We start from the raw sequence: 12558 nt of genomic DNA, 5'->3' as shown, positions 1-12558 counted from the left end.
TACCCGAGGCGAGCCAGTGCTCGCTGACCCAACCGCCCGGGAGGGGAGACATCATGGCAAGTCAGGAAATGGAACAGCTTGTCCGTCGCGAATACAAGGAAGGTTTCGTGACCGACATCGAGAGCGACACGGTACCGCCCGGCCTGGACGAGAGCACCATCGCCTTCATCTCGAATAAGAAGGGTGAGCCGGAGTGGATGCTGGAGTGGCGCCTCAAGGCCTACCACCAGTGGCTCAAGATGACGCCGCCCTCCTGGGCGCATCTCGACTACCCGCCCATCGACTACCAGGCGATCTCCTACTACAGCGCCCCCAAGCGTGACGAGGACAAGCCCCAGAGCCTCGACGAGGTCGACCCCAAACTGCTCGAGACCTACGAGAAGCTGGGCATACCGCTGCACGAGCGGGCGGCCCTGGCAGGCGTGGCGGTGGACGCGGTCTTCGACTCGGTGTCGGTGACGACCACCTTCAAGGAGAAGCTCTATGAGGCGGGGGTGATCTTCTGCTCCATCTCCGAGGCGATCCGCGATTACCCGGAACTGGTCAAGCGCTACCTCGGCAGCGTGGTGCCCCAGGGCGATAACTATTTTGCGGCGCTCAACTCGGCGGTGTTCACCGACGGCTCCTTCGTCTTCGTGCCGGAGGGGGTGACCTGCCCCATGGAGCTCTCCACCTACTTCCGCATCAACGCCGAGAACACCGGGCAGTTCGAGCGCACCCTGATCATCTGTGAAGACCGGGCCCAGGTGTCGTATCTGGAGGGCTGCACCGCGCCCCAGCGTGACGAGAATCAGCTGCACGCCGCGGTGGTGGAGCTGGTGGCGCTCGAGGATGCCTACATCAAGTACTCCACGGTGCAGAACTGGTACCCGGGCGACGAGGACGGCAAGGGCGGCATCTACAACTTCGTCACCAAGCGCGGCGACTGCCGCGGCGACCGCTCGCGGATCAGCTGGACCCAGGTCGAGACCGGCTCCGCCATCACCTGGAAGTATCCCTCCTGCGTGCTGCGCGGCAAGGACAGCATCGGCGAGTTCTACTCCGTGGCCGTGACCAACGGCCGTCAGCAGGCCGACACCGGCACCAAGATGATCCATATCGGCGAGGGCACCCGCTCCAGCATCATCTCCAAGGGTATCGCCGCCGGCCGCAGCAACCAGTCCTATCGCGGCCTGGTGAAGGTGGGCCCGCGGGCCAAGGGGGCGCGCAACTTCACCCAGTGCGACTCCCTGCTGATCGGCGACCAGTGCGGCGCCCACACCTTCCCCTACCAGGAGATCGGCAACAGCACCGCCACCGTCGAGCACGAGGCCACCACCTCCAAGATCGGTGAGGACCAGCTCTTCTACTGCCAGAGCCGGGGCATCTCCGAGGAGGACGCGGTCAGCATGATCGTCAACGGCTTCTGCAAGGACGTCTTCCAGGAGCTGCCCATGGAGTTCGCCGTGGAGGCCGAGGCGCTGCTCAACGTCACTCTGGAAGGTGCTGTCGGCTAGGCGGCATGACGCGCATGCCGCGTTCCGGGTGAGTGAGAAACGAATTTTATCTATGCGAGCCGCTGCGGCGGCTGACAGATCAGAAGGTAGTCAACATGCTCGAAGTCAAGGATCTGCACGTCACGGTCGAGGGTTCCGAGATCCTCAAGGGGCTCGACCTGACCATCAATGCCGGTGAAGTCCACGCCATCATGGGGCCCAACGGGGCCGGCAAGTCGACCTTGTCCGCGGTGATCGCCGGCAAGGAGGGCTACGAGGTGACGAAGGGCTCGATCACCTTCGAGGGCCAGGACGTGCTGGAGATGGAGATCGAGGAGCGCGCCCGCGCCGGCCTGCTGCTGGGCTTCCAGTATCCGGTGGAGATCCCCGGGGTGAAGAACATCTACCTGCTCAAGGCGGCGCTGAACGCCAAGCGTGAGGCGCAGGGCCTGGGCGAGATTCCGGCACCGGAGTTCATGAAGCTGATCAAGGAGAAGGTGGCTTCCATGAAGATGGACACCAGCTTCCTGCAGCGGGCCGTGAACGAGGGCTTCTCCGGCGGCGAGAAGAAGCGCAACGAGATCCTGCAGATGCTGGTGCTCGAGCCCCGGCTCGCGATGCTCGACGAGATCGACTCCGGCCTCGACATCGATGCCATGAAGGTGGTGGCCGACGGCGTCAACTCCCTGCGCGCCGAGGACCGGGCCATCCTGCTGGTGACCCACTACCAGCGCCTGCTCGACTACATCGTGCCGGACCGGGTCCACGTGCTGGTCGACGGCCGTATCGTCAAGAGCGGCGATGCCGATCTGGCGCGCGAGCTCGAGAGCCGCGGCTATGACTGGCTGCAGGAGGAGTCCGCCGCATGAGTGACGACGTGAAGACCTTTCTCGACCGCCTGGCCGAGCGCAATGCCGAGCGAGGGCCGGAACCCACCTGGATCGCCGCCCGGCGCCAGGCAGGGGCCGCGCGCTTCGAGGCCATGGGCTTTCCCCATCGTCGTGTCGAGGCCTGGAAGTACACCGACGTGCGCGCCATCGCCCGGGGCGACTTCGCCCTGGCCGGCGATGCCGAGTTCTCTCCCGCCAGCGCGGCGGCGCTGACGCTGCCCATCGAGGCCCATCGGCTGACCTTCGTCGACGGCGTCTTCGCCCCGGCCCTGTCGCGCCTCGACGAGCTGCCCGATGGCGTGCAGCTGGTGCCGCTCTCGGCGGCCCTCGAGGAGAACCACGAGGCGGTGGGTGGCCCCCTGGGTCGTCTGACCGGGGTGGAGTTCTCGGCCTTCGCCGCGCTCAACACCGCCTTCATGGAGGAGGGCGCCGTGCTGCGCCTCGCCCCGGGCACCCATGTGGAGAAGCCCATCGTCCTGCAGTTCCTCTCCCGGGAGGGCGACCAGGCAGTGATGAGCCATCCGCGCATCCTGATCCAGATGGCCGGCCGCAGCGAGGCCACGGTGATCGAGCATCACGTGGGCGAGGAGGGCGCCGCCAACTTCACCAACCTGGTGGAGGAGATCATCCTGGAGCGCGGGGCGATCCTCACCCACTACAAGCTGCAGGAGGCGCCGCTGAAGGACCTGCACGTGGCCAGCATCCACGTGGAGCAGGCCCGCGACAGCCGCTACACCTCCTTCAACCTCAACCTGGGCGGTGGCCTGGTGCGCAACGACCTGGTGGCCGAACTCAATGGCCAGGGAGCCGAGGCCAACTTCAACGGCCTCTTCTATGGCCAGGGACGCCAGCACGTGGATAACCACACCCTGGTCAACCACAACGCGCCGCGCACCTTCTCCAACGAGAACTACAAGGGCATCCTCGACGACCGGGCCCATGGCGTGTTCAACGGCAAGGTCGTGGTCAAGCGGGACAGCCAGCAGATCGAGGGCTTCCAGAACAACGCCAACCTGCTGCTCTCCGACCGCGCCGAGATCGACACCAAGCCCGAGCTCGAGATCTACGCCGACGATGTCAAGTGCTCCCACGGCAGCACCACCGGCCAGCTCGACGAGGAAGCGGTGTTCGCCCTGCGGGCCCGCGGCATCGACGAGCAGACGGCCCGCGGCCTGCTGACCCTGGCCTTCGCCGGCGAGGTGATGGAGCAGGTGGATCTCGATGTCGTGGCCGAACGTGTGGAGCTGGCGGTCGCCGGCAAGCTGCCCGATCGTTTCCACCTGGCCGGCCTGGTGGAAGCCGCCGCGGCCCTGAACGAGGAGTAAGCATGGCCGATTTCAGCGATCTGACGCTGGATGTGTCGAAGCTGCGACGTGACTTCCCGATCCTCGACCGGGAGGTCCACGGCAAGCCCCTCGTCTACCTGGACAATGCCGCCACCAGCCAGACGCCGCGCCAGGTGATCGAGGTGTTCGACGACTATTACAGCCGTTACAACGCCAACATCCATCGTGGCCTGCACACCCTGGCCGACGAGGCCACCGCGGCCTTCGAGGGGGCCCGCGAAACGGTGCGCGCCTTCCTGAATGCCGTGGACCATCGCGAGATCGTTTTCACCCGTGGCACCACGGAGGCGATCAACCTGGTGGCCAACAGCTGGGGTCGGGCCAACCTGACGGCCGGCGACGAGGTGCTGATCTCGCGTCTCGAGCATCACTCGAACATCGTGCCCTGGCAGCTGCTGGCCGGCGAGCTGGGGTTCACGATCAAGGTGATTCCGGTGGACGAGCGCGGGGTGCTGGACCTGTCGGCCTATCGCGACCTCTTCACCGAGCGCACCCGGCTGGTCGCGGTGAACCATGTCTCCAACGCCTTCGGCACCGTCAACCCGGTGCGCGAGATGGCCCGCGTGGCCCATGAGCACGGGGCACTGATCCTGGTCGATGGTGCCCAGGCCGCGCCCCACCAGGCCATCGATGTGCAGGACATCGATGCCGACTTCTATGCGTTCTCCGGCCACAAGGTCTATGGCCCCACCGGCGTCGGCGTGCTCCATGGCCGCGCCGAGCTGCTCGAGGCGATGCCCCCCTGGCAGGGCGGCGGCGAGATGATCCGGACGGTTTCCTTCGAGACGCCGACCACCTTTGCCGACATCCCCCACAAGTTCGAGGCCGGCACTCCCGCCATTGCGGAGGTGATTGCCCTGGGGCGTGCCCTGCAGTGGGTAGACGACATCGGCCTTCCGCTGATCGGTGCCTGGGAGGCCCGACTGCTCGAGCACGCCACCGAGGGCGTGCAGCGTATCGAGGGGCTGCGCCTGCTGGGGACCGCCCCGGAGAAGGCCGGCGTGCTCTCCTTCGTGGTCGACGGGGCGCACTCCCAGGACATCGGGCTGCTGATCGACCAGCTCGGCGTGGCGATCCGCACCGGTCACCACTGTGCCCAGCCGCTGCTGGCGCAGTTCGGGGTGGACGCCACCTGCCGGGCATCCTTCGCCGCCTACAACACGCCCGAGGAGATCGACGTCTTCGTCGAGGGGCTCGAGCGCGTCGTCGGCATGCTGCGCTGAGGCCTATCAAGGAGCGACATGAGCGATATCGAGCAGATTGCCACCCTCCACAAGGGACAGGAGCTGCCCCTGCAGCGTGACGTGGAGGCGATCTCCATTCCGTTCGGCAAGACCGTGACCCTGCCGGAGGACAGCATCGTCAGCGTGATGCAGGCCAAGGGAAGCACCGTCAGCGTGGGCTACGAGGGGCGCCTCTACCTGGTCGAGGGCGCCAACCTGGATGCCCTGGGCCTCGAGGCGCTGCCTCGCCCGACGCTGCCCGAGGAGGCCTCGGAGGAGGAGATCGAACAGTTCGTGTGGGACCAGCTACGCACCTGCTTCGACCCCGAGATTCCCGTCAACATCGTCGACCTGGGCCTGGTCTATGGCTGTCGCATCGAGCGGCTGATCACCGGCGAGCGCATCGTCACCATTCGCATGACCCTGACCGCACCGGGCTGCGGCATGGGCGACGTGATTGCCGCCGACGCCCGCAACAAGATCCTGGGCGCCCCGCAGATCAGCAAGGTCCATACCGAGATCGTGTTCGATCCCCCCTGGAGTCGTGAGATGATGAGCGACGAGGCGAAGCTGGAACTGGGGATGTTCTAGCCGTTCCCCGGGGAGATCCATGCGCCTGCCACTCTGGAAGGTCTTCAAGGCCATACTCATGACGCTGGGAGCGCTCGCGCTCCTGGCGGGCGTGATGTTCATGCTGGCCAACTTCTATGTACTGGGGAGGACCCTCGGTCGCATCGAGGACGATCCGCAGAAGTGCGTCAGCGAACCCGTGGGCATCGTCTTCGGCACCTCCCACTGGACACGCAGCGGGGGCCGCAACCCGCACTTCGAGGGGCGAATGGATGCCGCCTCCCGGCTGATCCATCTCGGTCGGGTGAATCACCTGCTGATCTCCGGTGACAACAGCACCCGCTACTACAACGAGCCCGTCACCATGTGGCGTGACCTGCGCGGCCGCGACGTGCGCGACGAGGACATGACCCTGGACTATGCCGGCTTCAGCACCTTCGACACCCTGGCGCGGGCGAAGGACGTGTTCGGCGTGGAACGGGCGCTGCTGATCACCCAGGACTGGCACCTGCCGCGAGCGCTGTTCATCGGCGAGGCGATGGGCCTCGAGGTGCGCGGCTGTGCGGCACCTGAGCGCGTGGTGTCCGGGCTCTGGCGGCTGAGGCTGCGGGAGTGGGTGGCCCGGGTGGCGACCCTGGGGGATCTCTACGTGTGGGGGCGCGAGCCGCACTTCCTGGGGCCGCTCGAGCCGCTGGACATCATGCCGCGGGAGCGCGATCGCCTGCTGTTGCCGCCGGGTATGTTCAGCGCTTCTGGCGCTCCTTCTGGAGACGATACAGCTCGCGAATCAACGACCGGCAGCCCTTCCAGCACTCCTCGATGACCGTCTCGAGAGACTCGGGCAGGGGATGGGTGAAGAGCGTGGAGAGAGCCTGCATCAGCACCCGTTCCTGTTCCAGCAGTTCACCGATCACCACCAGGCTCTCGTTGCCGACGAAGCTCTTCAGGCGGCTCCACAGCCACATGTAGTCGTCGCGCTCGACATCGGCGTCGCGGGGCAGCAGGTTGAGGTGCTTGCGCGACAGCTCCTGCAGCTCCTGCATGCACCTGGCCCGTGCCTCGTAGTGGGGCTTCAGGCTGTCGCGCAGCGTCGGGTGCAGGCGCTCGATGTTGTCCTGAAAGTAGTCGATGCTGTCGGCCATCGCCTCGAGGGCGCTGTCCATCGCCACCTGGCGATTGTCGAGAAACATGAGCGGTCACCTCCTTCGGTGACGCAGATTGTGGGGCTGTCGCCCTGCATTTGCCACCCCCGGGGCTCAATAAATCGGGGGTTCCCCGTTAGCCTTTGGGGGAATGGTCATCCCTTGGGGCGGGGCGGGACCTTGTGACGCGGGGCGGCGTTGCGCTCCAGGTGCTCGATGATCAGGCCCGCGATGTCCTTGCCGGTGGCCGTCTCGATGCCCTGCAGTCCCGGCGAGGAGTTGACCTCCATGATCACCGGCCCATGGTTGGAGCGCAGCAGGTCGACGCCGGCCACCCTCAGCCCCATGGCCTTGGCGGCACGGATGGCCGTGGAGCGCTCCTCCGGGGTGATGCGGATCGTGGTGGCGCTGCCGCCACGGTGCAGGTTGGAGCGGAACTCGCCCTCGGCGGCCTGTCGCTTCATCGAGGCGACCACCTTGTCGCCGATCACGAAGCAGCGGATATCCGCGCCCCTCGCCTCCTTGATGTACTCCTGCACCATGATGTTGGCCTTCATGCCCATGAAGGCCTGGATCACGCTCTCGGCCGCCTGGTTGGTCTCGGCCAGCACCACGCCGATCCCCTGGGTGCCCTCCAGCAGCTTGATGACCAGGGGCGCGCCCCTGACCATGGTAATCAGGTCGGGGATGTCGTCCGGGGAGTGGGCGAAGCCGGTGATCGGCAGTCCCAGTCCCTTGCGTGACAGCAGCTGCAGCGAGCGCAGCTTGTCCCGGGAGCGGGTGATGGACACGTTGTCGTTGAGCACGTAGGTGCCCATCATCTCGAACTGGCGCAGCACCGCGCAGCCATAGAAGGTGATCGAGGAGCCGATGCGCGGGATCACCGCGTCGAAGGGCTCGAGCTCCTGCCCCTTGTAGTGGATCGAGGGGTGGTGCGAGGCGATGCTCATGTAGCAGCGCAGGGTGTCGACCACGCGTGCGCTGTGACCCCGCTGCTCGGCCGCCTCGATCAGGCGACGCGTGGAGTAGAGGTTACGGTTTCGGGACAGCAGCGCGATATGCATTCAGGGGGGCTCCTGGGTCGGTGGTCGGGGAATGAGGGTCAGGGTTCGCCGTGGAGGAAGGCGACGCCGGGCGCCACCAGCAGGCGGCGCAGCGCCCGCCGTCCCAGCAGCATCGGGTGGCGCATGTCGCGGCGGTCAGTCAGGCTGAGTTCCACCGGGAATTCCAGGGTGCCCAGTTGCATCGTCGTGCGGATCACGTAGCGCCACTCGGCCTGGCCGTTGGAGCTGGTCACCCGACGCCGGTCGTGCAGGTGCATGCGGTGGACGTGGGCGGGCGTGCCGGGGCCGCCGCTGCGGGTGGTGAAGCTGACCCAGAGGTGGCCATCCTCTTCATAGGACTCGATGTCCTCGGCGTGCAGCGCCGAGGTCCGGGCGCCGGTATCGGCCTTGGCGCAGAGGGTCAGGTGAAGCTCCGGCAGGGTGACCATCTCGCGGCGACCGATCACCGCCTTGGGCGTATAGGGCAGTTCTTTCATCATCTCGCTCCCAGGTCTCTGCGCTCAGCGTGACAGGCCTGCCAGGCGCCGGCCAATGGCGGAGTCCGCCTCGGCCTCGCGCAGCGTCATCAGCACCGGCAGACGCAGCCGCGGAATCAGCGCCAGGTCGCGGGCCACGGCCGTGAAGTCGGCCCCGGGGGTCTCGGCCAGGCGCGTGAGGAAGCGGGGCAGGCGCTCGGCGTCCTCCAGGTGGTGCCAGCCACGCCCGGCCATGGCCGCCAGCAGGTCGGGGCCGCAGGCGTCTGGGTCGTCGAGCAGCACGTCGAACCAGGCGCCCGCTTCATCGGTCGAGGCCCCGCCCATCGCCCGCACGCAGGCGCAGAAGGTCTCGATGTCGCCTTCGGCGCCCGCGGCCTCACCGCGCCGGCGCAGTGCCCGTGCCAGCTCGGCGTCGATGTCGACATGCTCCAGACAGTAGCACAGGGAGACGAGGACCTCGCCGGGCAGGGCGTCGAGACGGGCGGCCAGCGCCCGGCTCGTGGCCGCGTCCATGCGCACGACCAGATCGGCCAGTCCCTGCAGCCCCAGGGCGCGCCAGTCGATCGCCTGCTGGCCGGTCAGATAGGCCTCGGCCGGCTCCAGGTGCTCGCTGGCCGGCAGACCGGCGTCCCGGCTGGCGCGGGCATGCAGCACGGCCTGGAAGGGCAGTGAGGGGCTGAAGGCCAGCGGGTTGTCCTTCATCAGGTTGTCGATCTGGTCGCCCTCGGCACGGCCCAGGCCCTGCACGCTGCGGCCCAGGGTCTCCAGCAGGCGCTGCACGAAGGCGTCCCGGGGGGCCGGGTCCAGGTGACCCTGCTCGTCCAGCGGCAGGGCCAGGAACCAGATGAGCGGATCCTGCATGTCGCCCAGGCGGAAGACCATGGCCAGGCGTGCCGTTCCCTGCCAGGGGGCCGGCCAGGCCAGGTCGCCGGCCTCGAAGGCGGCCAGGGTCTCCAGCGCGCAGGGCTCGACCCGCCGTCCCAGGTGATAGAGCCTCACCACGGCACCGCTGCGCTGGAAGAAATCATGAAGGCTGTTGATCGGTTGCATGCTGTCTCCGGGTCACGAACCGTGCACTCTACCGCGGTGTCGGGGTGCTGTCAGCCGCCCGAGGACGTCGCATCGACGTACAGGCGCTGGTCATTTACTGACCAGTCGACGCCGGGGCGCATGGGACGCGGGCAGGCGACACCTTTCCAACGTTTATCCACAGGGGCGTTCAGGATATCTGTGCACTGTGCACTGTGCACAAGGCGGGCGATCATGGCGGCTCACGGGATGGAAACCCCTCGGGGTGGCCAGCGGCGGGGGCGAACGGGGATAATGGCGCCAAATGCATCAGAGAGGTTGTCCATGACCGTTCACGACGAACTCGGCACCGCCCTGCGCGAGCTCGAGGCCACCATGAAGGCCGCCAGCCTGTGGCGCATGGAGCGCCCCGAGCCGGGCGCCTTCGACAGCGTCCAGCCATTCTGCATCGACACCATGAGCCTGCCCCAGTGGCTGCGCTTCGTCTTCATCGTGCGCCTGGAGGCGCTGGTCGAGGCGCGCGCGCCGATGCCGGCGACGTGCGACGTGGCGCCGGCGGTGGAGGCCTGGCTGACGCAGGAGGGCGCACGCGCCAGCGACCGGCTGCTGTTGTGTCGCGTGGTCGAGGAGATCGACCGCCTGGTCACCGAGAATTGAGACCGCCCCATGCCCTACTACTTCGCCTATGGCAGCAACATGAACCCCACCCGGGTGGCCGCGCGGATCGGCCGTACCCGCCGGGCTCTGGCCGGCGTGCTGCACGACCATGTCCTTTGCTTCGACAAGGCCTCGCGCGTGGCGGGCATCGCCCATGCCAACGTGGCGGCGTCGGCCGGCGATCGGGTGGAGGGGGCGCTGTTCGAGCTCGAGCATCCCGGCCAGATCCGCGACATGGATCCCTTCGAGGGCTATCCCGAGGAGTACGACCGTCATCGCCTGCCGGTCGCGACGTGCGAGGGGGCGATCGAGGCCTGGGTCTATATCGCCGCGCCGGGCATGACGGCCGGTGCGCTGCGCCCGGCCCGGGAGTACCTGGAGCACCTGCTGGCCGGGGAACCCTTCCTGACGCCCGATTACCATGCTCGCCTGGCCGAGGTGGACGCGGTGACCGGGCTCGACGAGCCGACCCTGGCGGCGCTCGGCCTCTCGCGGCACACGCCGCGCTGACCCCGTTCACGCCGAACTCAGGCGCCAGACGCGACAGGGCCCGCCATCTGGCGGGCCCTGTCGTCTCGGGTGGGGAGGGCGATCAGAAGCGGAAGCTGAGGCCCGCCATCACCACCACCGGGTCGATCTCGACCGTGCCGATATCAGTTCCGTCCAGGCTCGCGTCGGTATCGATGTCCAGGTACCAGGCGGCGGCGTTGAGCGCCCAGTTGTCGTCGATCAGCAGGTCGACGCCGAGCTGGCCGGCGGCGCCCCAGGAGTCATCCAGCTCGAGGCTCTGATTAAGGCTGATTTCTTCGTCGGAGAACGTGGTGTAGTTGACGCCCACGCCGGCATAGGGCTGCACGCGGGCGTCGGTGCCGCCCAGCGGGTAGTACTGCAGGGTCAGGGTCGGCGGCAGGTGATCGGTGGAGCCGGTAACAGCCCCGTCGGCGATGCTGAAACCGTGGTCGAAGGGCTCGGCGGCCAGCAGCTCCATGCCGATCTTGTCGGTGAAGCGATAGCCCAGGGTAAAGGCGAAGGCGCTATCGTCCTCGACGTCGATTTTCAGATCGTCGTCAGTGAGTTTGCCGTTGTCACTCTTGGGCTCGACCTTGGCCACGCCCACGCGGGTGAAGAAGTCCCCGGCGCCGTAGGCGAAGGCCTGGGTGCTGGAGGTGAAGGCGGCGGCGGCAAGGCCGGCGGCCAGCAGGGTGGGAAGGGCGTTCTTGCGCATGGGTCGACTCCTGGCTTCGATAGGGCGGCCACTGGCCGCGTCAGACATCGAGCGAAGTTTATCGATACCTCGCCATTGCAGCATTGATCCAGCGCAAGAATTGGGCGGCACGGGATTGAAGGCGCAAAAACAGGACGCCGGGCTAATGGCCCGGCGCGTTATGTCAGTTGACAGGGGGATCAGAAACGGAAGGTGACTGCGCCGCCGATGGTCGTCGGGTCGATCGCCATCTGGCCGCGTTTCATGCCGCCGATGCTGGAGCCGCCAATGACGTCGGCATGCCGGGGGGCGGCCTCGCCCCGCGAGTGGTACGTGACGCCCAGATCCGCGTCGAGCCATCCGGTCAGGCCATAGGGTTCGTCGATGCCCAGTCCGTCCAGTGCCTCCTCGGAGAGGCGGGTGTAGCGGTGGCCGGCGCCCGCATACGGCTGAATTCGGGAGGCAGCGACTCCCGGCGGATAATCGTTGACCAACGGCTCGACCGACATGCGGTCCATGCTGCCGGCGGCACCGCGCTCGTCAGAAACCTCGAGGTCCCCGACTATCTCGAGGGCGTCACGGTCGTTCGCGACCTCGCCCTTGGCGACTGCCTCGCGCCCATGGAGGTCGTCGCCCTGATAGGCCATGGCCACCTGGGCGGCGAGGATGCCGGCCGTCACGAGAGAGGCCGTGGTGTTCAGCGTCTTGGGTGCCATGGACATGCTCCTTGTGTCATCTGCAGTGCGGTCGCCCGTCAGCCACGGACATGGGGTGTCCTGAGCTTTCAATCTAGCGAGGTGATCTATACACGTCTTGTATCATTTTCCAATGGCAGCGATAGCCTAATGGGGGCATATGGCTACCGCCTTTGCTCAATAATAGCGTCGAACTAAAGGTCTTGTACAACTTTTTCCTTTTCCCCACCGAGGCCTCGCCAGCGGGCCGGGTTTGGGCTTCACTGTAGGAAGATGAAGCCATCGGAGTCGCCCATGACAGGCCGTTGTCTCTTCGTCGGGCCTCGCCCTGGCCTGCTGGGTAGCCCGCTGCCGATGCTGTGGCTGGCGGCGGGGGTAGCGGTCTGGCTCCTGTTACGCCCCGAACTGCTACAGGACATGCCGCTGGTGTGGCGAGCGCCGCTGATCGCGCTCGGCGCCTGGGCGCTGGGAGCGGCCTTCGTGCGTCCCCTGACCCTCGAGGTCGGCGAGGGCTGGCTCTGGCGCCAGGCCGGTGCGCTCTGGAGCCGCCTGGCCCTGTGGGGATTCGCGGGGGTGATCGCGGGCCGCGGCCTCTGGGGATAAGCCCGGCCTGTCAGGAGGGCCACGATACGCAAACGCCGCCCGAGGGCGGCGTTTGCGTATCGGGGTTCGGGCGCCGGCGGGGTCAGGCCTGTCGAGTACGGTGGTGATCTCGTCCAGGCACGACGCGGATAACGGTGGCGGCCATGGGGATTCGGTGGGCCATCAGACGACACAAATCAAAAAG

The 12558-nt window shown here is 67.0% G+C and carries 15 protein-coding genes; 9 read left to right on the top strand and 6 right to left on the bottom strand.

Going from position 1 to position 12558, the window contains the following annotated elements:
* Positions 1 to 53 precede the first annotated feature (53 nt).
* The 6 genes from sufB (at position 54) to BOX17_RS02515 (ending at position 6327) form a co-directional block, all read left to right on the top strand.
* Positions 54 to 1496 (top strand): Fe-S cluster assembly protein SufB, encoded by a 1443-nt coding sequence (sufB, locus tag BOX17_RS02540; protein WP_071941918.1) that lies wholly within the window; start codon positions 54 to 56, stop codon positions 1494 to 1496.
* 95 nt (positions 1497 to 1591) lie between these two features.
* A complete protein-coding gene (gene sufC, locus BOX17_RS02535; protein WP_071941917.1) occupies positions 1592 to 2344 on the top strand; it encodes a Fe-S cluster assembly ATPase SufC in 753 nt (250 codons plus the stop codon).
* On the top strand, positions 2341 to 3690 hold the full coding sequence (gene sufD, locus BOX17_RS02530; protein ID WP_071941916.1) for a Fe-S cluster assembly protein SufD: 1350 nt from the start codon (positions 2341 to 2343) through the stop codon (positions 3688 to 3690). Before sufC ends, sufD begins: the two co-directional genes overlap by 4 nt.
* A 2-nt stretch (positions 3691 to 3692) precedes the next feature.
* Positions 3693 to 4934: an aminotransferase class V-fold PLP-dependent enzyme gene (locus BOX17_RS02525; RefSeq protein WP_071941915.1), complete on the top strand. Its 1242-nt coding sequence runs from the start codon at positions 3693 to 3695 to the stop codon at positions 4932 to 4934.
* A gap of 18 nt (positions 4935 to 4952) precedes the next feature.
* Positions 4953 to 5525 (top strand): putative Fe-S cluster assembly protein SufT, encoded by a 573-nt coding sequence (gene sufT, locus BOX17_RS02520; RefSeq protein ID WP_071941914.1) that lies wholly within the window; start codon positions 4953 to 4955, stop codon positions 5523 to 5525.
* 19 nt (positions 5526 to 5544) lie between these two features.
* On the top strand, positions 5545 to 6327 hold the full coding sequence (locus BOX17_RS02515) for a SanA/YdcF family protein (protein ID WP_071941913.1): 783 nt from the start codon (positions 5545 to 5547) through the stop codon (positions 6325 to 6327).
* On the opposite strand, the gene BOX17_RS02510 is transcribed toward BOX17_RS02515, so the two are convergent.
* The 4 genes from BOX17_RS02510 to BOX17_RS02495 form a co-directional block, all read right to left on the bottom strand.
* Entirely contained in the window at positions 6248 to 6694 is a 447-nt protein-coding gene (locus BOX17_RS02510; protein WP_071941912.1) for a hypothetical protein, read from the bottom strand. The two genes, BOX17_RS02515 and BOX17_RS02510, sit on opposite strands and share 80 nt — an antisense overlap.
* A gap of 107 nt (positions 6695 to 6801) precedes the next feature.
* On the bottom strand, positions 6802 to 7710 hold the full coding sequence (rimK, locus tag BOX17_RS02505; protein ID WP_071941911.1) for a 30S ribosomal protein S6--L-glutamate ligase: 909 nt from the start codon (positions 7708 to 7710) through the stop codon (positions 6802 to 6804).
* Positions 7711 to 7748: 38 nt separating this feature from the next.
* Complete coding sequence (locus BOX17_RS02500; RefSeq protein ID WP_071946567.1) at positions 7749 to 8186, bottom strand: ATP-dependent zinc protease family protein; 438 nt, start codon at positions 8184 to 8186, stop codon at positions 7749 to 7751.
* A 24-nt stretch (positions 8187 to 8210) separates the two neighbouring features.
* A complete protein-coding gene (locus BOX17_RS02495; RefSeq protein WP_071941910.1) occupies positions 8211 to 9236 on the bottom strand; it encodes a DUF3549 family protein in 1026 nt (341 codons plus the stop codon).
* 303 nt (positions 9237 to 9539) lie between these two features.
* Here BOX17_RS02495 and BOX17_RS02490 point away from each other — a divergent pair, with 303 nt between their 5' ends.
* Both BOX17_RS02490 and BOX17_RS02485 read left to right on the top strand, forming a co-directional pair.
* The gene (locus BOX17_RS02490) at positions 9540 to 9872 is read left to right on the top strand and encodes a YqcC family protein (protein ID WP_071941909.1); all 333 of its coding nucleotides are present in this window, start codon (positions 9540 to 9542) and stop codon (positions 9870 to 9872) included.
* 9 nt (positions 9873 to 9881) lie between these two features.
* Positions 9882 to 10382 (top strand): gamma-glutamylcyclotransferase family protein, encoded by a 501-nt coding sequence (locus BOX17_RS02485; RefSeq protein ID WP_071941908.1) that lies wholly within the window; start codon positions 9882 to 9884, stop codon positions 10380 to 10382.
* Between the two features lie 82 nt (positions 10383 to 10464).
* Here BOX17_RS02485 and BOX17_RS02480 read toward each other — a convergent pair whose 3' ends face one another.
* Together BOX17_RS02480 and BOX17_RS02475 are read right to left on the bottom strand one after the other, a co-directional pair.
* Positions 10465 to 11097 (bottom strand): OmpW/AlkL family protein, encoded by a 633-nt coding sequence (locus BOX17_RS02480; protein ID WP_071941907.1) that lies wholly within the window; start codon positions 11095 to 11097, stop codon positions 10465 to 10467.
* Positions 11098 to 11276: 179 nt separating this feature from the next.
* A complete protein-coding gene (locus BOX17_RS02475) occupies positions 11277 to 11792 on the bottom strand; it encodes a hypothetical protein (protein WP_071941906.1) in 516 nt (171 codons plus the stop codon).
* 273 nt (positions 11793 to 12065) lie between these two features.
* Here BOX17_RS02475 and BOX17_RS16695 point away from each other — a divergent pair, with 273 nt between their 5' ends.
* Positions 12066 to 12374: a hypothetical protein gene (locus tag BOX17_RS16695; protein ID WP_125925503.1), complete on the top strand. Its 309-nt coding sequence runs from the start codon at positions 12066 to 12068 to the stop codon at positions 12372 to 12374.
* The last annotated feature ends 184 nt before the right edge of the window (positions 12375 to 12558 follow it).

This window comes from Halomonas aestuarii, assembly GCF_001886615.1.
Taxonomy (GTDB): domain Bacteria; phylum Pseudomonadota; class Gammaproteobacteria; order Pseudomonadales; family Halomonadaceae; genus Halomonas; species Halomonas aestuarii.
This window is presented reverse-complemented; position numbering and strand designations above follow the sequence as displayed.

Bases quoted from the DNA above. Each gene is read 5' to 3' on its own strand.
- BOX17_RS02500 (WP_071946567.1), bottom strand. From the start codon at position 8,186: ATGAAAGAACTGCCCTATACGCCCAAGGCGGTGATCGGTCGCCGCGAG.
- BOX17_RS02485 (WP_071941908.1), top strand. From the start codon at position 9,882: ATGCCCTACTACTTCGCCTATGGCAGCAACATGAACCCCACCCGGGTG.
- sufB (WP_071941918.1), top strand. From the start codon at position 54: ATGGCAAGTCAGGAAATGGAACAGCTTGTCCGTCGCGAATACAAGGAA.
- sufT (WP_071941914.1), top strand. From the start codon at position 4,953: ATGAGCGATATCGAGCAGATTGCCACCCTCCACAAGGGACAGGAGCTG.
- BOX17_RS16695 (WP_125925503.1), top strand. From the start codon at position 12,066: ATGACAGGCCGTTGTCTCTTCGTCGGGCCTCGCCCTGGCCTGCTGGGT.
- BOX17_RS02515 (WP_071941913.1), top strand. From the start codon at position 5,545: ATGCGCCTGCCACTCTGGAAGGTCTTCAAGGCCATACTCATGACGCTG.
- sufC (WP_071941917.1), top strand. From the start codon at position 1,592: ATGCTCGAAGTCAAGGATCTGCACGTCACGGTCGAGGGTTCCGAGATC.
- BOX17_RS02480 (WP_071941907.1), bottom strand. From the start codon at position 11,097: ATGCGCAAGAACGCCCTTCCCACCCTGCTGGCCGCCGGCCTTGCCGCC.
- sufD (WP_071941916.1), top strand. From the start codon at position 2,341: ATGAGTGACGACGTGAAGACCTTTCTCGACCGCCTGGCCGAGCGCAAT.
- BOX17_RS02495 (WP_071941910.1), bottom strand. From the start codon at position 9,236: ATGCAACCGATCAACAGCCTTCATGATTTCTTCCAGCGCAGCGGTGCC.
- rimK (WP_071941911.1), bottom strand. From the start codon at position 7,710: ATGCATATCGCGCTGCTGTCCCGAAACCGTAACCTCTACTCCACGCGT.
- BOX17_RS02490 (WP_071941909.1), top strand. From the start codon at position 9,540: ATGACCGTTCACGACGAACTCGGCACCGCCCTGCGCGAGCTCGAGGCC.
- BOX17_RS02525 (WP_071941915.1), top strand. From the start codon at position 3,693: ATGGCCGATTTCAGCGATCTGACGCTGGATGTGTCGAAGCTGCGACGT.
- BOX17_RS02510 (WP_071941912.1), bottom strand. From the start codon at position 6,694: ATGTTTCTCGACAATCGCCAGGTGGCGATGGACAGCGCCCTCGAGGCG.
- BOX17_RS02475 (WP_071941906.1), bottom strand. From the start codon at position 11,792: ATGGCACCCAAGACGCTGAACACCACGGCCTCTCTCGTGACGGCCGGC.